General features: G+C 69.6%; 18 protein-coding genes. 10 read left to right on the top strand and 8 right to left on the bottom strand.

Translation table 11 applies throughout. The annotated features are described in order from the left end of the window. Nucleotides 1-84 precede the first annotated feature (84 nt). The 5 genes from folP (at nucleotide 85) to C1737_RS26430 (ending at nucleotide 3384) form a co-directional block, all read left to right on the top strand. Complete coding sequence (gene folP, locus C1737_RS26405) at nucleotides 85-909, top strand: dihydropteroate synthase (RefSeq protein ID WP_233214864.1); 825 nt, start codon at nucleotides 85-87, stop codon at nucleotides 907-909. Then, nucleotides 906-1913 (top strand): glucosyl-3-phosphoglycerate synthase, encoded by a 1008-nt coding sequence (locus C1737_RS26410; protein ID WP_067919020.1) that lies wholly within the window; start codon nucleotides 906-908, stop codon nucleotides 1911-1913. Before folP ends, C1737_RS26410 begins: the two co-directional genes overlap by 4 nt. 50 nt (nucleotides 1914-1963) lie before the next feature. Beyond that, entirely contained in the window at nucleotides 1964-2311 is a 348-nt protein-coding gene (locus C1737_RS26415) for a DivIVA domain-containing protein (protein WP_068098186.1), read from the top strand. Between the two features lie 2 nt (nucleotides 2312-2313). Further along, nucleotides 2314-2892, top strand: a complete 579-nt coding sequence (locus C1737_RS26420) for a DNA-3-methyladenine glycosylase I (protein ID WP_102419846.1) — start codon at nucleotides 2314-2316, stop codon at nucleotides 2890-2892. A gap of 318 nt (nucleotides 2893-3210) precedes the next feature. After that, nucleotides 3211-3384, top strand: coding sequence for a DUF3117 domain-containing protein (locus tag C1737_RS26430; protein ID WP_003878471.1), 174 nt, complete (start codon nucleotides 3211-3213; stop codon nucleotides 3382-3384). Nucleotides 3385-3407: 23 nt separating this feature from the next. Here the strand turns inward: C1737_RS26430 and glgA are convergent, their stop codons facing one another. Further along, nucleotides 3408-4571, bottom strand: a complete 1164-nt coding sequence (gene glgA / locus C1737_RS26435) for a glycogen synthase (RefSeq protein ID WP_102419848.1) — start codon at nucleotides 4569-4571, stop codon at nucleotides 3408-3410. A gap of 160 nt (nucleotides 4572-4731) precedes the next feature. Between glgA and glgC the strand changes: the two genes are divergently transcribed. Beyond that, nucleotides 4732-5946: a glucose-1-phosphate adenylyltransferase gene (gene glgC / locus C1737_RS26440; protein WP_067927831.1), complete on the top strand. Its 1215-nt coding sequence runs from the start codon at nucleotides 4732-4734 to the stop codon at nucleotides 5944-5946. Between the two features lie 7 nt (nucleotides 5947-5953). On the opposite strand, the gene C1737_RS26445 is transcribed toward glgC, so the two are convergent. The 6 genes from C1737_RS26445 to C1737_RS26470 form a co-directional block, all read right to left on the bottom strand. Then, nucleotides 5954-7648 carry a CocE/NonD family hydrolase gene (locus C1737_RS26445; protein WP_102419849.1) on the bottom strand — a complete coding sequence of 565 codons (1695 nt, stop codon included), beginning with the start codon at nucleotides 7646-7648 and terminating at the stop codon, nucleotides 5954-5956. A gap of 30 nt (nucleotides 7649-7678) precedes the next feature. Continuing rightward, nucleotides 7679-8353 (bottom strand): isoprenylcysteine carboxylmethyltransferase family protein, encoded by a 675-nt coding sequence (locus C1737_RS26450; RefSeq protein ID WP_068098816.1) that lies wholly within the window; start codon nucleotides 8351-8353, stop codon nucleotides 7679-7681. 8 nt (nucleotides 8354-8361) lie between these two features. Continuing rightward, on the bottom strand, nucleotides 8362-10005 hold the full coding sequence (locus C1737_RS26455) for an ABC transporter permease (RefSeq protein ID WP_102419850.1): 1644 nt from the start codon (nucleotides 10003-10005) through the stop codon (nucleotides 8362-8364). After that, nucleotides 10002-10916, bottom strand: coding sequence for an ABC transporter ATP-binding protein (locus C1737_RS26460; RefSeq protein ID WP_067927840.1), 915 nt, complete (start codon nucleotides 10914-10916; stop codon nucleotides 10002-10004). Before C1737_RS26460 ends, C1737_RS26455 begins: the two co-directional genes overlap by 4 nt. Beyond that, nucleotides 10906-11544 carry a TetR/AcrR family transcriptional regulator gene (locus tag C1737_RS26465; protein WP_102419851.1) on the bottom strand — a complete coding sequence of 213 codons (639 nt, stop codon included), beginning with the start codon at nucleotides 11542-11544 and terminating at the stop codon, nucleotides 10906-10908. Before C1737_RS26465 ends, C1737_RS26460 begins: the two co-directional genes overlap by 11 nt. A gap of 90 nt (nucleotides 11545-11634) precedes the next feature. After that, nucleotides 11635-12303 carry an O-methyltransferase gene (locus tag C1737_RS26470; protein ID WP_067927846.1) on the bottom strand — a complete coding sequence of 223 codons (669 nt, stop codon included), beginning with the start codon at nucleotides 12301-12303 and terminating at the stop codon, nucleotides 11635-11637. A gap of 202 nt (nucleotides 12304-12505) precedes the next feature. On the opposite strand from C1737_RS26470, the gene sigE reads away from it, so the two are divergent. The 4 genes from sigE to tatB all read left to right on the top strand — a co-directional run bounded on the left by sigE (nucleotide 12506) and on the right by tatB (nucleotide 15904). After that, the gene (gene sigE, locus C1737_RS26475) at nucleotides 12506-13273 is read left to right on the top strand and encodes an RNA polymerase sigma factor SigE (RefSeq protein WP_068099094.1); all 768 of its coding nucleotides are present in this window, start codon (nucleotides 12506-12508) and stop codon (nucleotides 13271-13273) included. Between the two features lie 119 nt (nucleotides 13274-13392). Next, on the top strand, nucleotides 13393-13788 hold the full coding sequence (rseA, locus tag C1737_RS26480) for an anti-sigma E factor RseA (RefSeq protein WP_068099095.1): 396 nt from the start codon (nucleotides 13393-13395) through the stop codon (nucleotides 13786-13788). 187 nt (nucleotides 13789-13975) lie between these two features. Continuing rightward, nucleotides 13976-15502, top strand: coding sequence for a S1C family serine protease (locus tag C1737_RS26485; RefSeq protein ID WP_068099096.1), 1527 nt, complete (start codon nucleotides 13976-13978; stop codon nucleotides 15500-15502). Further along, nucleotides 15503-15904 (top strand): Sec-independent protein translocase protein TatB, encoded by a 402-nt coding sequence (tatB, locus tag C1737_RS26490; RefSeq protein ID WP_068099097.1) that lies wholly within the window; start codon nucleotides 15503-15505, stop codon nucleotides 15902-15904. A gap of 124 nt (nucleotides 15905-16028) precedes the next feature. Here the strand turns inward: tatB and C1737_RS26500 are convergent, their stop codons facing one another. Then, nucleotides 16029-17174, bottom strand: coding sequence for an Mrp/NBP35 family ATP-binding protein (locus C1737_RS26500; RefSeq protein WP_102419852.1), 1146 nt, complete (start codon nucleotides 17172-17174; stop codon nucleotides 16029-16031). Nucleotides 17175-17359: the final 185 nt, after the last annotated feature.

The following is a 17359-nucleotide window of genomic DNA, read 5'->3' on the forward strand; positions in this document are numbered from 1 at the left end:
GCGCGCGACCCGGTGACCGGGCACTATAGACGCGTGCAGTCCAGCTGGTGCGGCCGTCCGGTCGCCGGCGATCGCCCGCTGATCATGGCGATCGTCAACCGCACCCCCGACTCGTTCTACGACAAGGGTGCGACCTTCAGCGACGAGGCCGCCCGGGCCGCCGCGCACCGGGCCGTCGCCGAGGGCGCCGACGTCGTCGACGTCGGCGGCGTCAAGGCCGGACCGGGCCAGGAGGTCGACGCGCAGACCGAGATCGCCCGGTTGATCCCCTTCATCGAATGGCTGCGCGACACCTACCCGGACCAGTTGATCAGCGTCGACACCTGGCGCTCCGAGGTGGCCAGGGTGGCCTGCGCGGCCGGGGCGGACCTGATCAACGACACCTGGGGCGGCATCGACCCGGCCTTGGCCGGGGTCGCCGCCGAGTTCGGTGCGGGCCTGGTGTGCTCGCACACCGGCGGCGCGCTGCCCCGCACGCGTCCGTTTCGGGTGAGCTATGGAACCAGCACGCGCGGCGTGGTCGACGACGTCATCCGCCAGGTCACCGCCGCCGCCGAACGCGCGGTCGCCCGCGGGGTGGCCCGCGACCGGGTGCTGATCGACCCGGCCCACGACTTCGGCAAGAACACCTTCCACGGGCTGCTGCTGTTGCGTCACGTGGGTGATCTTGTTAATACCGGGTGGCCGGTGCTCATGGCTTTGAGTAACAAGGACTTCGTCGGGGAGACTTTGGGTGTGGAATTGACCGAGCGGCTCGAGGGAACGCTGGCGGCCACCGCGCTGGCGGCGGCCGCCGGTGCCCGAATGTTTCGCGTGCACGAGGTCGCCGCGACCCGGCGCGTGCTGGAAATGGTGGCGTCGATCCAGGGGGTTCGCCCGCCGGCGCGCACGGTGAGGGGGCTGGCATGACGGCATCCGACCTGGTCGCCGGGGACCTCGCCGCCGGCGCGGTGCTGTCCGCCCGGCCCGGTGCCACCTGGCTGGCCGACCGCAGCTGGAACCGTCCCACCTGGACCGTCGCCGAACTCGAGGCCGCGAAGGCGGGGCGCACCATCTCGGTGGTGCTGCCGGCGCTCAACGAGGAAGAAACCATCGCGTCGGTCGTCGACAGCATCTCCCCGCTGGTAGACGGGCTGGTCGACGAGTTGATCGTGCTTGACTCCGGCTCGACCGACGACACCGAGATCCGCGCCGTCGCCGCCGGGGCCCGCGTCGTCAGCCGCGAGCAGGCCCTCCCCGAGGTGCCCATCCGGCCCGGCAAGGGCGAGGCGCTGTGGCGCTCGCTCGCGGCCACCAGCGGCGACATCGTCGTGTTCGTCGACTCCGACCTGATCAACCCGCACCCGATGTTCGTGCCCTGGCTGGTCGGCCCGCTGCTGACCGGCCCGCTCTCCCGGGGCATCCACCTGGTCAAGAGCTTCTACCGGCGGCCGCTGCAGGTCGGCGACGTGGGGGGCGCCGCGGGCGCCACCGGCGGCGGGCGGGTCACCGAGCTGGTGGCCCGGCCGCTGCTCGCGGCGCTGCGGCCGGAGCTGGGCGGCATCCTGCAGCCGCTCGGCGGCGAGTACGCGGCCACCCGTGAACTGCTGACGTCGGTGCCGTTCGCGCCGGGCTACGGGGTGGAGATAGGCCTGCTGCTGGACACCTTCGACCGGCTCGGCGCCGACGCGATCGCCCAGGTCAACCTGGGTGTGCGCGCACACCGCAACCGGCCGCTGGCCGAACTCGGCGCGATGAGCCGCCAGGTCATCGCGACCCTGCTCTCACGCTGCGGGGTTCCCGACTCCGGTGTCGGGCTGACACAGTTCTTCGCCGTCGGGCCGGACGGACCCGATGCTCACGGCTACACCCAGCACACTTCGCCGGTGTCGCTGGCGGACCGCCCGCCCATGGCGGTCCTGCGGCCGCGCTGAGGCCCCGCTGCTTCGTCGCGGTGTCGGTCGCATAGTGCAGTATCGACGGCGTGGCATTGGTGTTGCTCTACCTGGTGGTTCTGGTGCTGGTGGCGATCGTGCTGTTCGGCGCGGCGAGTCTGTTGTTCGGTCGGGGCGAGCAGCTGCCGCCCCTGCCGCGGGGGACCACCGCGACGGTGTTGCCCGCCTACGGCGTGACGGGCGCCGACGTCGACGCCGTCAAATTCACCCAGGTGCTGCGCGGATACAAGACCAGCGAGGTGGACTGGGTGCTGGACCGGCTGGCCCGCGAGCTCGAGGCGCTGCGCGGTGAGCTGGCCGCGGTGCACGCCCCGGCGTCACCCGAAGGCGAGCCCGAGGCCGTGGAACCCGGGGACCGCGAGGAACGTCTGGACTAGATGTGAGCGATGACGGGCTGGTTCGGTGTGGTTGGGCGGCCATTCGCCCCGGACCCGATTTCCAGATGTACCGCGACTACCACGACCAGGAGTGGGGTCGCCCGGTGCACGACGGGGTGGCGCTGTTCGAGCGGATGAGCCTGGAGGCCTTCCAGAGCGGGCTGTCGTGGCTGATCATCCTGCGCAAGCGGGAGAACTTCCGGCGGGCTTTCGCCGGGTTCGATTTCGAGCGGGTCGCCGGCTACACCGAAGACGACGTACAGCGGCTGATGGCGGATACCGGCATCGTGCGCAACCGGGCCAAGATCGACGCGACTATCGCCAACGCGCGCGCCGCGGCCGAGCTGGGAAGTGCGGCGGACCTGTCGAAGCTGCTGTGGTCCTTTGCGCCCGAATCGCGTCCCCGGCCCGCTGACGGCTCCGAGATTCCTTCGGCCAGCGAGGAATCGAAGGCGATGGCGCGTGAGCTCAAGCGGCGCGGATTCCGCTTCGTCGGGCCGACCACCGCCTATGCGCTGATGCAGGCGACCGGGATGGTCGATGACCATGTCCGGGGCTGCTGGGTGCCTTCTGCCCGGTGACGATGCGGGCCGCCTGCGGCCCGCTGAGGAGGCGGGCAATCAGGTTCTGCCCGGTGACGATGCGGGCCGCCTGCGGCCCGCTGAGGAGGCGGGCAATCAGGTTCTGCCCGGTGACGATGCGGGGCGGGCGGTCGGGTTCAGCCGCCCGCTAAGCCCGCAGAGCCGGGTCTTTGTACAACTCGTGACCTGGATAGGGAACAATGGGGGGGTGATTTGGCAGTTCGATGTCGGGTATGGCTGGAAAATCGCTGGCGGGGCATGCTCGGCGCCGACCAGGTCCGCAAAGGCGGGCCAGCTCGAACCTGGAGGGAGCACTCGATGGCGGCGATGAAGCCCCGGACCGGCGACGGTCCTCTGGAAGCAACCAAGGAGGGGCGCGGCATCGTGATGCGGGTACCACTTGAGGGTGGCGGTCGACTGGTCGTCGAGCTGACGCCCGACGAAGCCGCAGCCCTCGGTGACGAACTCAAGGGTGTCACGAGCTCCAGCTGAGACGTGCCGGCGGACGGCCGCCGCTACGCACACACCTTTCGGTAGATGTCCAGGGTCTGCTCGGCGACGCGGGCCCAGGAGAATTCCTCGACGCAGCGCTGGCGTCCCGCCTCGCCGTAGCGCTTCGCCTTCTCGGAGTCGGCGACGAGATCATTGACCGCTTCGGCCAGCCTCGCCTCGTAGCCGGTCGGGTCGCCGGCGTCGTAATGCACCAGTGAACCCGTCACCCCGTCGACGACCACCTCGGGTATCCCCCCGACATCGGAGGCCACCACGGCCGTCGCGCACGCCATCGCCTCCAGGTTCACGATACCCAGCGGCTCATACACCGATGGACAGACGAAAACCGTTGCGGCCGAGAGTATTTCGCGGATCTCGCCGATGGGCAGCATCTCCCTGATCCAGAACACGCCCTGCCGGTGGTCGGTCAGCCGTTCCACCGCGGACCGGATCTCGTCGGCGATCTCCGGAGTGTCGGGGGCGCCCGCGCACAGCACCACCTGCACCTCGGGGGCGAACCGGTGCGCCGCCGCAACCAGGTGGGCCACACCCTTCTGCCGGGTGATCCGGCCGACGAACGCCACGGTGGGCCGGTGCGGGTCGACCCCGAGTTCGGCCAGCACCGACCCGGTTTCCATCGGCCCGGACGGATACCAGACGTCCGTGTCGACGCCGTTGCGGACGACGTGCACCAGGCTGGGGTCCAGGGCGGGATAGACCCGCACAATGTCTTCACGCATCGCGGAGCTGACCGCGATGACGGCGTGCGCGGCCTGAACCGCCGTGTGCTCCACCCACGTCGACACGCGATAGCCACCGCCGAGCTGTTCGGCCTTCCACGGCCGCAGCGGCTCGAGCGAATGGGCGGTCAGGACGTGGGGGACGTCGTAGAGCAACGCGGCCAGGTGCCCGGCCATGCCGGTGTACCAGGTGTGCGAATGGACGACGTCGGCCGCCGACGCGGCGTTGGCCATCATCAGGTCCGCGGACAACGTCGTCAGCGCGGGGTTGGCGCCCCGCAAGCGCGGATCAGGCTGGTGCACGGAGGCGTTCGGCCGGGGCGCGCCCATGCAGTGCACATCGACCGCGCACAATCGGCGCAGCTGGGCGACCAGTTCGGTGACATGTACACCGGCGCCCCCGTAGACCTCTGGTGGGTACTCCCGAGTCATCATCGCCACCCGCATACCCGCACGGTAGTTCGGTGACGACGAGGCCCGCGACTCGGGCCGAGAATCGATGGCCGGAACCCCGGGAACCAAATACCTTGACGGACAGCCGCACAGAAGATCGCCAATTAGCACGGTCCCTCTGGCAGCGTTTCGCGACGGCCGATAGGTTTGAACCATGAGGGAAGCGCCACACGTGCTGGGCATTGTCCTGGCCGGCGGTGAGGGCAAGCGGCTGTATCCGCTGACCGCGGACCGGGCCAAGCCCGCAGTTCCCTTCGGTGGCGCATACCGGCTGATCGATTTCGTGCTGTCCAACCTCGTCAATGCCCGCTATTTGCGGATCTGCGTTCTCACTCAGTACAAGTCGCATTCACTTGACCGTCATATTTCGCAGAACTGGCGGCTGTCCGGTCTGGCCGGTGAGTACATCACCCCGGTGCCCGCGCAGCAGCGCCTGGGCCCGCGCTGGTACACCGGCTCCGCCGACGCGATCTACCAGTCACTCAATCTGATCTACGACGAAGACCCCGACTACATAGTCGTTTTCGGCGCCGACCACGTGTATCGGATGGACCCCGAGCAGATGGTCCAGTTCCACATCGAAAGCGGGGCCGGCGCAACGGTGGCCGGCATCCGGGTGCCGCGCAGCGAGGCCAGCGCGTTCGGGTGCATCGACGCCGACGATTCCGGGCGCATCCGCGCTTTCGTGGAGAAGCCGTTGGATCCGCCGGGCACACCGGACGACCCGGACTCGACGTTCGTGTCGATGGGCAACTACATCTTCACCACGAAGGTGCTCATCGACGCGATACGCGCCGACGCCGACGACGACCACTCCGACCACGACATGGGCGGCGACATCATCCCGCGCCTCGTGGCCGACGGGATGGCAGCGGTCTACGACTTCAAGGACAACGAGGTACCGGGCGCCACCGATCGCGACCGAGGGTACTGGCGTGACGTGGGGACGCTGGACGCGTTCTACGACGCCCACATGGACCTGGTGTCGGTGCACCCGGTGTTCAACCTCTACAACAAGCGCTGGCCGATTCGCGGCGAGTCCGAGAACCTGGCGCCGGCCAAATTCGTCAACGGCGGCTCGGCGCAGGAGTCGGTCGTGGGCGCCGGCAGCATCATCTCGGCGGCCTCGGTGCGCAATTCGGTGCTGTCGTCCAACGTCGTGGTCGACGACGGCGCGATCGTCGAGGGCAGTGTGATCATGCCGGGCGCCCGGGTCGGCCGGGGCGCGGTGGTGCGCCACGCCATCCTGGACAAGAACGTCGTCGTCGGCCCCGGCGAGATGGTCGGCGTGGACCTGGAGAAGGACCGGGAGCGCTTCGCGATCAGCGCCGGCGGTGTGGTCGCCGTGGGCAAGGGCGTCTGGATCTAGCCGCCAGCTACGGAATCTCCGGGACCAGCAGGTGCGCATCGTGGCGCGGGCCCCAGTGCAGTGTGACGCGACCGCGCGGCGAGCCGGCGTAGGCCGCGGGGAGTTGGCCGGTGAGCGGGTTCCGCGGGCACAACCAGCGGCCGGCGACCACCAGCCGCAACCGCTCACCGGCGCGGAACAGGGTCGCCGACGGGCCCAGCGCGACGTTGACCTCGACGACCTCGTGGGCCGCGACGGGCTGCGGGTCGGTGCATGCGGCCACGGGTTCCCACGGCCTGGACAGGTCGGGGTCCAGCGCGCGCAGCGCGACTCGCTGCCAACCGGTGCTCACCCGGTCGCGCCCGTAGCCGTACGAGCCCTCGAATGCGACAAACCGGTCCCCGAACCTGCCGGAGCGCCACTTCTCCACGCCGACGAACAGGTTGGCGTCGTCGCAACCGTGCAATTGGACCCACAACCGCGCCGCCATCGGCCCCGTCAACTCGACATCCGCGGGAACCGTCCAGCTGAAAGCGGCCGCCGCAGCACGGGTTTCGAATGTGATGCTGCCCGGCTGCGCCGGGCGCCGGGCGGCCAGTGCCCCGCCCGTGTCGAGATACAAAGGCCGCCAACGGGTGCGCGCCAGCGGCCAGTCGGCTTCTTCGCGCACTGCAGCGACGGTGTCGCGGTCTTCACGGACCTCGAGGCGGACGCTGCGCGAACCGGGCGCCCCGTCCAGCGCGGCGCGGAAAAACTTCAGCTGCTCGGCCAACGCGGGCCCGGAATAGAAGGTCGCCCATTTCCCCGCGCGGTGAGTGTACAGGCGGGCGTGCCTGGAACCGGCGTCCGTGAACGCGCGGATGGAGCCCCGGCTGTGCAGGTTGTTGTCGGAGAAGCTGCCGCACACCAGCATCGGCACGTCGATGGCGGACAGCTCCGGCACCAGGGAGCGCCAGAACTCGTCGCGCAGCGGGTGGGCGTCCTGCATGCGCTCCAGGTCGTAGGCCTGCCGGGTGTCGCGTCGCACGATCCGCGACCACATGCGGGTGAAGCCCCGCTCCCGGACGCCACCCGGAAAGGTCAGGTCGCGGTAGGCGTCGGTGAAGCCCTCCCAGGGACAGATGGCCTTCAGTGCCGGGGGGCGCAGCGCCGCGACGGCGTACTGGCTGATGGCCAGGTACGACACGCCCAGCATGACGACCCGCCCGTCGCTCCACGGCTGGTCGGCAATCCACTGCACGACGTCGTAGGTGTCCTCGGCCTCCCGGCGCGACAACAGCCTTCCGGTGCCCTCGGAGTGGCCGCAGCCGCGGGCGTCGGCGTTCACCACCACGAACCCCTGCGCGGTCCACCACGCCGGATCGGGTGCCTCCCAACCGGTCAGAGCCGAGAAGGTCACCGGCCGAGGCTGGCGCAGAATCCGGTACTGCACGGAGAACGTCCACCTGCTGCCGCGCCGCTTCGGCAGGTTGTCCTTGCCATAGGGGTGGATGCTCAGAATCACCGGCCGGGCCGGCGCGACGGCCTCCCGGAACACGTTGAGCCGCAACACCGTTCCGTCGCGGGTCGGCACGCCCACGTCGCGCTCGACGCGTAGGCCGGCCGGCGGATCGGTCACGGTGACGGGGGGCGTGGCCAGACCGCGCAGGCGGCTCACCGCGTACCGGAGTGCACCGGGCCGCCGCCACGGCCGGTCCAGGGTGGGCGCGGGATTTCGGGCCACGCGACTACCCTAGGCGGGTCGTCTTGGCGATTACCAGATGTAGGGCACCAGCCGGTAGCGCACCCGCTGCCGGTATTCGCGATACCCGGTCAGCTCCTCGGTGAGCAGCTTTTCCTCGTCGAGGATGCGCAGTGCGAGCATGACGCCGCCCGGGAGGACGAACAGCAGTCCCCAATAGGAGCCGAGCGCCAAGGGCATGCCGATCATCATGATCACGTTTCCGACGTACATGGGATGGCGCACGAATCGGTAGAGTCCGTCGGTCACCAGCGTCTGGCCCGACTCCACGGTGATGGTGGCGGCGGCATAACCGTTTTGGACGATCACCAGCATGGCGAGCCCGAGTCCCGTCACCACCAGGACGTCGCCGACCACACATAGCCACGCCGGCACCGACGACCAGCCGAACCGGTGATCGAGCGCGCTGACCACCATCGTCACGAACAGGGTCAGAAACGAGCCGGTGATGATGAATTTCTGGGCCGCCCGGGGTTCGGCCCGTGGGCCCGCGTTCATGCGCCGCCGCAGCGCGGCGGGGTTGTGGCGCGCAAGGTAGATCACCGGGACGATCGTGGCCGCCATGAAGACGGCGATGAAAACCCATGCCTGCCAATAGCGCAACGTGCCCGCCGGCACGAAGAGGATCAACCCGAACGACAGGATCCCCCAGAGCGACCTCAGCGTCACGCGGATACCGGTTTTCACGACGCCTTCTAGCTACGCAGGTCGCGGCGTCGGAAGGCCATGACACCGAGCGTAATCAGTCCGGTGTCGATGGCCAACAGCCAAAGCAGCGGCACACCGGTGAAATCCGCGCCGACCCGGGGGATGTGGGCGAACGGTTCCAGGTCGAGCAGCCACTGCGGGAAGCCGGCCAACGACCCGATCAAGTACAACGCGATGAACCCGACGAGAACGCCCCAGGCCACGGGGGTGAATCGCGGGGCGAGACCGAACACGGCGACGGTCACCGCCGACAGCAGCCAGACGGCGGGCAGCTGGACGGCCGCGCTGCCCATCACGACGGCCAGCTTGCCGCCGACGTCGCCCGCCGCGGCGCCGTAGACGAGCCCGGCGGCAACACCGCTGACCAGCATCGCCACCGCGGATCCGAGCAGCGCCGCCAGCAGGTGGCTCGCCAGCCAACGGGTTCGCGACACCGCGCCGGCCAGGGTGGTCTCGGCTCGTTGGGCCGTTTCCTCCTGGTGCAGCCGCAGTGTCAGCGAGACGGTGAATGCGGCGGCCGCCATGCCCAGCATGGTGAAGGCGACGGCGATGAACGCCTCCGCCAACGCGTTGGTGCCGCCCATCCGGACGACGATGTCGCGCGCGGCGTTGCTGTTGCCGAGCTCGTCGCCGATGCCGTGCACCACGCTGCCCAGCAACACGCCATACAGGCAGAGGCCCACCGTCCACAGCACCAGGGCGCCGCGGTCCAGCCGCCAGGCCAGCCCGAATACATTGCCCAGCGCGGGCGCCGCGGAGCCCGGACCGGGGCGCTCGGCGAAGAGGCCGGCGCCGACGTCTCGGCCGGCCAGCAGGCGGTAGGCCACCAGAGTCAGCGCGACGGTCGTCGCCACGTGCAGCGCCAGCACCGACCAGTGGTCTCCCGCGTACGGCCGGACTTGCAGCGACCACCCCAGGGGCGAGAGCCACGACAGCGAACCGGAACCGGCGTCGCCGAGGGCGCGCAGCGTGAAGGCGGCCGCCAGGACCGCAAACGCGGCCCCGCGGGCGGTCCGCGCACTCGGTGACAGTTGGGCGGCCACCGCGGCGACCGCGGTGAACACCAATCCAGAGCAAGCGAGCGCGGCGCCGAACGCGAGCGACCCGCCGGGTGGGACATCGGTGGTGAGCAGTCCCGCCGCGCCGATCACGCCGGTGGCGACGCTGGCCCCGAAGGACAACAGCAGCGCGGCGCTGAGGCCGGCGTAGCGGCCGACCGCGGTGGAGTCGAGGAGTTCGGTCCGGCCGGCCTCCTCGTCGGCGCGGGTGTGCCGGATGACGGTCAGGATGACGGCCACCGAGATCAGCAGGTGAAACATCCCCGCCTTCCAAATGCCAACGGCCCCAAGGCTGTCGTTGTAGACCTGGCCGTAGAGCGCGCGCTGTGCTGGGCTCGCCATGATGGACGCGGCGAACCCGGCGCGTGCGGCCTGGGTGGGGTAGACCTTTTCGATGCTGCCGACGTACACCGTTGCCAGCGGCACGGACAGCAGTAACACCCACAGCGGCAGTGAGATTCGATCGCGGCGCAGGTAGAGCCGCAGCATTGCGAGCGTTCCCGTGAAGTTCGGCCGGCGTTGCGGCGCGGGGTGGGCCGGACGGTGCGACCGATCCAAGGTTGCGGTGGTCATGATGCGGACACCCTGCCCGCCGTGTCGTAGTGGCGCAGGAAGAGTTCCTCGAGCGTCGGCGGCTGGCTGACGAGGCTGCGCACACCGGCGTCGCCGAGCGCGCGGATCAGTTCGCCCAGGCTTTCGCTGTCGACCTGGGCGCGCAACGTGTAACCCTCGACGCTGACGTCCGCTACGCCCTTGATCCGGGTGAGGTCGCCGGGGTCGCCGGTCATCTCGGCCCTGATCGAAGTGCGGCTGAGATGCCGCATGGAGTCCAGCGAGCCGCTCTCGATGGTCCTGCCGGCGCGGATGATGGTCACCCTTTCGCACAGCGCTTCCGTCTCGGCCAGGATGTGACTGGACAACAAAACCGTCGTGCCCCGGTCGCGCGCCTCGGCGACGCACTGCTGAAAGACGTTCTCCATCAGGGGGTCCAGGCCGCTGCTGGGCTCGTCAAGGAGCAGCAGGCGGGCTCGCGAGGAGAAGGCCGAGATCAGGGAGACCTTTTGCCGGTTGCCCTTGGAGTAGGTCCGCGCCTTCTTGTGCGGGTCGAGGTCGAAGCGCTCGATCAACTCGGCGCGGCGCCGGTGATCGATGCCGCCGCGCATGCGGGCCAGCATGTCGATGGTCTCGCCCCCGGTCAGCGTCGGCCACAGCGTGACATCGCCGGGCACGTAGGCGATCTGGCGGTGCAGCTCCACCGCGTCGGTCCATGGGTCACCGCCCAGGAGGCGCACGGTGCCGCCGTCCGCCCTGACCAGACCCAGCAGGATGCGGATGGTCGTCGACTTCCCCGCGCCGTTGGGGCCGAGGAAGCCGTGCACCTCGCCTTCGCGCACGGTGAGGTCGAGGCCGTCGAGCGCGTGCACCGCGCCGAATCTCTTTGTCAGGCCGCGGATTTCGATGGGCGCGGCAGTGTCAACTGGCATCGGTTTCTCCTTGATCTTCGGCGGCCAGGAAGGCGTCGTACATGGTGCGGTCGACCATCAGCCCTTCGGTGTAGATCTCCAGCGCGGGCAGCACCATCTCGCGGGCATAGTCGCGCAGGACCGCCCGGATATCCGTTGGGGTTTCATGCATCTGCAGATACAGCAGAAAGCCGCCACCGCCGGTGATGCCCAGGTACCGGGCCCGGGCGTGCGGGTCCCGGCTGGGCTTGATGGTGCCTGCCCGCACGCCCTCGTCCAGATACTCTTCGGCGTTGTCGATCATTCTGTGCCACAACATGTTCGCCAGTTCTCCGCCGGACTGCATGCTGCGGACCAGGTAGGCCATCATCGGCGCGTACGACTCGATCTCGGCCATCTGGGCGAACCAGGTGGCGGGGTCGTTCGACCTGAGCGCCTCGGACTTGCTGTTGCGGATCTCTTCGGCGATGTAGTCGTCACACGCCTTGCGCAGGCCATCCTTGGAACCGAAGTGGTGGATGACCAGCGCGGCGCTCACGCCTGCGGCTTCGGCGATCGCGCGCAGCCCGACGCCGAACCCCTGCTCGCCGAACTGTTCGATCGCCGCGTCCCGGATCCGGGCGGCGGCGGTCAAGTCGGCTGAACGCATGTTCAGTACGCTAAACGCGCGTTCAGTCGCGAGTCAAGGGGGTGGCGCGTCAAGAATCGGTCAAGAATCCGTATGGGTGTGGTGCGCGGACTAATCGCGCACGGCGGCCAAAATGCCGTCGCCGAGTGGCACCAGCGCCGGGGTGAGCCGCTCGTCCTCCGCGATGAGCCGCGCCGCCTCCCGCACCGCGATCACCTCCGCGTCGCGGGCGGCGGGATCGCCGGCACGCCCCCCGAGGGCGGCCCGGTGCACCACGATGACGCCGCCGGGTCGCAGCAGCCGCACGCCCTCCACGACGTAATCGGGCTGATCAACCGGGTCTGCGTCGATGAACACCAGGTCGTAGGACTCGTCGGCCAGCCGGGTGAGGACCTCCTGGGCCCGGCCGCTGATCAACCGGGTGCGCGACGGCCCGATCCCGGCCTCGGAGAAGGCCTGCTTGGCGAGCCGCAGATACTCGGGCTCGATGTCGATCGTCGTCAAGACGCCGTCGTCGCTCATGCCGGACAACAGCCACAGCCCGCTGACCCCGGCACCGGTGCCCACCTCGGCGACGGCCTTGCCGCCGCTGAGTTTGGTCAACAGGCTCAGCAGCGCACCCACCGCCGGGGTCACCGCGCCCGCGCCGATGTCCATCGCGCGCTCGCGGGCGGCCGCCAGCAGCGCGTCCTCCGAGATCGACCCCTCGGCGTGCGCGAAGAGGGATTCGGCTCGACTGGGCGCCGGCTGGCCGGGGGTTTCTGCGTCGGTGCCGTCCATGCCCGCAGCGTATTCCACTTCGGTGCGCGGCCCGGCGTGGCACGCCTAAGCCGCCCCGCCACGACACGCCCGGCAACGTCGAGGCGTTTAGCTTCCCCCCGCGGCGGATATCTCCTGCGCAGCGATGGTAACGATCCGGTTTCTCAGGTTGAGCTCAGATTGTTCATATATCGCACATACGCCGATACGCGACGGTGTCCCTATGGATCGCGGAACGCGTTGGCACGGGAATACGGACTGGCGGCCACGTGTTGCCGCCGGTGACGACTTGTCGCTTTTGGGCAGGACGGATTCGGAGGATCTGATCATCACCACGCTTTTGGGCCCGACCAGCATGTCGCACGCGCAGGACTGCCCCGCAGACGAGTGGGTGGAGCCGTCCGACGGGTTGCAGGGCACCGCGGTCTTCGACGCGACCGGGGACAAGTCCACGATGCCCTCGTGGGACGAACTGGTGCGTCAGCACGCCGACCGGGTGTACCGGCTGGCCTACCGCCTCTCCGGCAATCAGCACGACGCCGAGGACCTCACCCAGGAGACGTTCATCCGAGTTTTCCGGTCGGTGCAGAACTACCAGCCCGGGACGTTCGAAGGGTGGTTGCACCGCATCACCACCAACCTGTTCCTGGACATGGTGCGCCGGCGCGCCCGGATCCGGATGGAGGCGCTGCCCGAGGATTACGAGCGGGTGCCCGCCGACGAGCCGAATCCCGAAGAGATCTACCACGATTCGCGGCTCGGCCCCGATCTGCAGGCGGCCCTGGATTCGCTGCCACCGGAGTTCCGCGCCGCGGTCGTGCTGTGTGACATCGAGGGCCTGTCCTACGAGGAGATCGGCGCGACGCTGGGCGTGAAGCTCGGCACCGTGCGTAGCCGCATCCACCGCGGACGTCAGGCCCTGCGCGACTACCTGGCCGCGCAGCCCGAACCCGGTCCCGGCCGCAACGCGCTGCACGCCGAGTCGGCGTAGCCCGGCGAACGCAGGCCTGCCACGGCCCGCGATGCCAGCGGTTTTGCCGCCTGCAGACGGGGTATTGCGCCCCGCCTCGCGCTACATTCGAGGGGTAGGCGCAACGAAAGGACCCGGCGATGCCCGATCGAGGACATGTCTTCCGGCGTGCGTTCTCCTGGCTTCCCGCTCAGTTCGCCTCTCAAAGCGATGCGCCCGTCGGCGCCCCGCGCCAGTTCGGTTCCACCGAGCACCTCTCCGTGGAGGCCATAGCGGCCTTCGTCGACGGTGAGTTGCGGATGAACGCGCACCTGCGGGCCGCGCATCACCTGTCGCTGTGCCCGCAGTGCGCGGCAGAGGTGGACGATCAGAGCCGGGCGCGTGCGGCGCTGCGGGACTCGCACCCGATCCGCATCCCGAGCACGCTGCTCGGGATGCTGGCGGAGATTCCCTACGATTCGCCCGACGATGCGAGCAACCGGGCGGCCGACCGTTTTGCTGACCGCGACGCCCGTGAACAGCGCAAGCGCCGCTAGCTCGACAGCTCCTCTTCGAAATCCCCGCAATTGATCCGGCCGAATTTTGCGCACGCCGCCCGTGCGCTCACGGGCGAGGTGCGCCGAACCGTGGATACTAGGGTGGACACAACCGCGCCGGTGTTGCACATCTCGCCCGGTGAAGGGCCCGTCTCGAGCGCTCAAGAAGAGGATCCGAAGGGGTAACGTGACCTCCGATCAAGGCTTCGACCAGAAGCAGGACAGCGGCAAGAACCGCGGCAACCGTTTGGCGCCGCGCCCCATCTCGCGTCCGCCGGTCGACCCCGCCTCGCGTCAACTGTTCAGCCGGCCCGACGGGCTGCGCGGATCCTTCGTGGCCGATCGCGTCCGCCCGCCGAAGTATCGGGACCAGAGCGAGTTCAGGCCCCACGACGAGCCGGCCGATCCCGTGCTTCAGGAGGCGTTCAGCCGGCCGGTCGGCAGCCCCGACTCGCTGCAGCGCCACCCCGTCGACGCGGGTGCGCTTGCGGCCGAGAAAGACGGTGTCGAGCCGGACGAGGCCGACGATCCGTGGCGTGACCCGGCGGCGGCGGCGGCGCTGGGCACCCCGGCAGTGGCCCCGTCGGGACCCCGGAGGCCGCAGGGCTACGGCGGCAAGCTCGGTGTGCGCGATGTGCTGTTCGGCGGCAAGGTGTCCTACCTGGCGTTGCTCGTCTTGCTGCTGATCGCGTTGCTCATCGGTGTGATCGGCGGGGTGGTCGGTCGCAAGACGGCCGAGGTGGCCGAGGCCTTCACCACCTCGAAGGTGACGCTGTCGACCAACGGCAACGGCGAAGGCCCGGCCGGTCGCTTCGCGAAGGTGGCGGCCGCGACCGCCAACTCGGTGGTGACCATCGAGTCCAAGAGTGATCAGGAGGGCCTGCAGGGCTCCGGCGTGGTGGTCGACGGTCGCGGCTACATCGTCACCAACAACCACGTGATATCCGAGGCGGCCAACAACCCCAGCCAGTTCAAGACGACCGTGGTGTTCAACGACGGCAAGGAAGTGCCGGCCAACCTCGTCGGCCGCGACCCCAAGACCGACCTGGCCGTGCTCAAGGTCGACAACGTCGACAACCTCAGCGTGGCCCGGTTCGGCGACTCGGACAAGGTGCGCGTCGGCGACGAGGTGCTCGCGGCCGGTGCGCCGCTGGGCCTGCGCAGCACCGTGACCCACGGCATCATCAGCGCGCTGCACCGGCCCGTCCCGTTGTCGGGGGAGGGCTCGGACACCGACACCGTCATCGACGCCCTGCAGACCGACGCGTCCATCAACCACGGCAACTCCGGTGGCCCGCTGATCGATATGGATTCGCAGGTGATCGGCATCAACACCGCGGGTAAGTCCCTGTCCGACAGCGCCAGTGGGCTCGGCTTCGCCATCCCGATCAACGAGGCGAAGGAAGTCGCGCAGACGCTGATCAAGGACGGCAAGATCGTGCACCCGACGCTGGGGATCAGCACCCGCTCGGTGAGCAACGCGATCGCCTCCGGGGCCCAGGTCGCCAACGTGAAGGCGGGAAGCCCCGCGCAAAAGGGCGGAATCCTGGAGAACGACGTCATCGTCAAGGTCGGAAACCGCACGGTCGCCGATGCCGACGAGTTCGTCGTCGCCGTGCGCCAGCTGACCATCGGCCAGGACTCCCCGATCGAGGTGGTCCGCGACGGCCGGCACGTCACCCTCACCGTCAAGCCCGACCCCGACGGCAGCTAGATGTTCGGCAGCCTGAGCTGGGAGCACATCCTGGTCCTCGTCGTGGTCGGGTTGGTGGTCCTCGGCCCGGAGCGGCTTCCCGGCGCGATCCGCTGGACGTCGACCGCGCTGCGCCAGGCTCGCGACTACCTCAGTGGGGTGACCACCCAGCTGCGCGACGACCTCGGGCCCGAGTTCGACGATCTGCGGGTTCCGCTGAGCGAACTGCAGAGACTGCGGGGGATGACTCCGCGCGCCGCCCTGACCAAGCACCTGCTCGACGGCGACGATTCCTTCCTCACCGGGAACTTCGACAGACCGGCCAACGGGGCGGCGGTCACGCCGCCGGAGCCGTCGGCGCCGCCACCGCAACCCCAACCACACATCCCCGGACAGACGCCGTTCGACGCCGACGCGACCTAAGCGCGGCGATCGCAAGCGCGGCGGAGCCGGGCGAAGCGGGTCGCCGCCATCGGATAGCGGCGATCGCAAGCGCGGCGGAGCCGGGCGAAGCGGGTCGCCGCCACCGGGTCTCGCGGGGTCTCGGTTAGCGCCGCGTCGGATCGAGACCCAGCGACACGCCCGCCAGCCCGCGGCGGCGCGACGACAGCTTGTCGGCCACGCCGCGCAGTTCCTTGCCCGCCGGGGAGTCGGGGGCGCTCAGCACGATCGGCGTGCCGGAGTCGCCGGCCGCCACCAGCGCGGGATCGAGGGGGATCTGGCCCAGCAGCGGCACATCGGCACCGACCGCGCGGGACAGGCGTTCGGCCACCTGTCGGCCGCCGCCCTCGCCGAACACCTGCATGGTCGAGCCGTCGGGCAGGGTCAGGCCCGACATGTTCTCCACCACCCCGGCGATGCGCTGCCGGGTCTGCATCGCGATGCTGCCCGCCCGCTCGGCGACCTCGGCGGCGGCCAGCTGCGGCGTCGTGACCACCATCAGCTCGGCGCTCGGGATCAGCTGAGCCACCGAAATGGCGATGTCGCCGGTGCCCGGCGGCAGATCCAGCAGCAAGACGTCCAGGTCACCCCAATAGACGTCGGCCAGGAACTGCTGCAACGCCCGGTGCAGCATCGGCCCCCGCCACACCACCGGTGTGTTGCCCTCCGTGAACTGGGCGATGGAGATGACCTTCACCTCGTGCGCGATGGGCGGCAGGATCATCGACTCGACCTGGGTGGGCCGGTCGGTGGTACCCATCATCCGGGGAATCGAGTGGCCGTGGATGTCGGCGTCGAGCACGCCGACCGACAGGCCGCGGGCCGCCATCGCCGCGGCCAGGTTGACTGTGACGGTGGACTTGCCCACTCCGCCCTTGCCGGACGCGACCGCATAGACGCGCGTCAGCGAGTTCGGCTGGGCGAAGGGGATGACGGGCTCGCGGGCGTCGCCGCGCAACTGCTTGCGCAGTTCGGTGCGCTGCTCGTCGTTCATCACGTCCAGGGTGACCTTCACGGCCCCGGTGCCCGGCACGTCGGAGACGGCCTGGGTGACCCGTTCGCTGATCTCGGTCTTCTTCGGGCAGGCGGCGGTGGTCAGGTAGATCGCCACGTGCACGCCCCCGTCGGGCTCGGTGTCGATGCTCTTGACCATGCCGAGTTCGGTGATGGGGCGCCGTAGTTCGGGGTCGATCACTTTCCCCAGTGCGGTGCGGATTGCCGCGCTCAAGTCGGCAGCGTCATGACGGGACATCACCGCCGAGTGTAGGCGCGCGACGCTCGCGCCGTTCGGCGGCGACCCGCTACGCCCGGCTTCGCCGCGCTCGCGATCGCCGCTGGAACGGTCAGCCGCCCGCAACGGGGCCAGGCGGCTTGGGCGTGGCGGCGTTCGGCGGCCCGGCCGGCTTCGGCGCCGGCGACGCAGCGGGCGCCTGCACC

This window comes from Mycobacterium sp. 4858 (assembly GCF_900240975.1).
Taxonomy (GTDB): Bacteria; Actinomycetota; Actinomycetes; order Mycobacteriales; family Mycobacteriaceae; genus Mycobacterium.

What these genes read in the sequence shown, in the direction of transcription:
- folP (WP_233214864.1), top strand. Translation starts at nt 85, where the DNA reads ATGGCGATCGTCAACCGCACCCCCGACTCGTTCTACGACAAGGGTGCG.
- C1737_RS26410 (WP_067919020.1), top strand. Translation starts at nt 906, where the DNA reads ATGACGGCATCCGACCTGGTCGCCGGGGACCTCGCCGCCGGCGCGGTG.
- C1737_RS26430 (WP_003878471.1), top strand. Translation starts at nt 3,211, where the DNA reads ATGGCGGCGATGAAGCCCCGGACCGGCGACGGTCCTCTGGAAGCAACC.
- glgA (WP_102419848.1), bottom strand. Translation starts at nt 4,571, where the DNA reads ATGCGGGTGGCGATGATGACTCGGGAGTACCCACCAGAGGTCTACGGG.
- glgC (WP_067927831.1), top strand. Translation starts at nt 4,732, where the DNA reads ATGAGGGAAGCGCCACACGTGCTGGGCATTGTCCTGGCCGGCGGTGAG.
- C1737_RS26455 (WP_102419850.1), bottom strand. Translation starts at nt 10,005, where the DNA reads ATGACCACCGCAACCTTGGATCGGTCGCACCGTCCGGCCCACCCCGCG.
- C1737_RS26460 (WP_067927840.1), bottom strand. Translation starts at nt 10,916, where the DNA reads ATGCCAGTTGACACTGCCGCGCCCATCGAAATCCGCGGCCTGACAAAG.
- C1737_RS26465 (WP_102419851.1), bottom strand. Translation starts at nt 11,544, where the DNA reads ATGCGTTCAGCCGACTTGACCGCCGCCGCCCGGATCCGGGACGCGGCG.
- C1737_RS26470 (WP_067927846.1), bottom strand. Translation starts at nt 12,303, where the DNA reads ATGGACGGCACCGACGCAGAAACCCCCGGCCAGCCGGCGCCCAGTCGA.
- sigE (WP_068099094.1), top strand. Translation starts at nt 12,506, where the DNA reads ATGGATCGCGGAACGCGTTGGCACGGGAATACGGACTGGCGGCCACGT.
- rseA (WP_068099095.1), top strand. Translation starts at nt 13,393, where the DNA reads ATGCCCGATCGAGGACATGTCTTCCGGCGTGCGTTCTCCTGGCTTCCC.
- tatB (WP_068099097.1), top strand. Translation starts at nt 15,503, where the DNA reads ATGTTCGGCAGCCTGAGCTGGGAGCACATCCTGGTCCTCGTCGTGGTC.
- C1737_RS26500 (WP_102419852.1), bottom strand. Translation starts at nt 17,174, where the DNA reads ATGTCCCGTCATGACGCTGCCGACTTGAGCGCGGCAATCCGCACCGCA.